We start from the raw sequence: 683 nt of genomic DNA, 5'->3' as shown, positions 1-683 counted from the left end.
CGACCGCCTCGGCGATTTCCCACCGCCCCACCACGAACCGAGCCGGCGACAGCGTCGTCGTCGGCTCCAGAACAAAGGACGAACAATGACACGCATGCGCGCAGTCGACGCCGTTGTGCTCATCCTCGAGAAGGAAGGCGCCACCGAGACCTTCGGGCTGCCGGGAGCGGCGATCAACCCGCTGTATTCGGCGATGAGGGCCCACGGCGGAATCCGCCACACCCTGGCCCGGCACGTCGAGGGAGCCTCGCATATGGCCGACGGCTACACCCGTTCGGCCCCGGGCAACATCGGAGTCTGCCTTGGCACTTCCGGCCCGGCAGGGACGGACATGATCACCGGCCTCTACGCCGCGGCCGCCGACTCCCAGCCGATCCTGTGCATCACCGGCCAAGCGCCCGTGGCCGTGCTCGACAAGGAAGACTTCCAGGCCGTCGACATCGCCTCGATCGCGAAACCGGTGACGAAGATGGCAAAGACGGTGCTCGAAGCCGGACAGGTGCCAGGCGTCTTCCAGACGGCGTTCCAGCTCATGCGCTCGGCCCGCCCCGGTCCCGTGCTCATCGACCTGCCCATCGACGTGCAGCAGACCGAGATCGACTTCGACATCGACACCTACGAACCGCTCGCACCCGCGAAGCCTGCGGCCACCGCGGCGCAGGCGGAGAAGATCCTCGACCTCA

At 67.5% G+C, this 683-nt stretch carries 1 protein-coding gene; it reads left to right on the top strand.

What is annotated here, in order from left to right; genetic code table 11:
- Positions 1-85: 85 nt before the first annotated feature.
- The coding region (locus tag AD89_RS0117720; RefSeq protein WP_025781032.1) for a thiamine pyrophosphate-binding protein at positions 86-683 on the top strand (598 nt) is incomplete at its 3' end.

The sequence above is a fragment of the Brevibacterium sp. VCM10 genome, from assembly GCF_000583215.1.
GTDB classification, from domain to species: domain Bacteria; phylum Actinomycetota; class Actinomycetes; order Actinomycetales; family Brevibacteriaceae; genus Brevibacterium; species Brevibacterium linens.
This window is presented reverse-complemented; position numbering and strand designations above follow the sequence as displayed.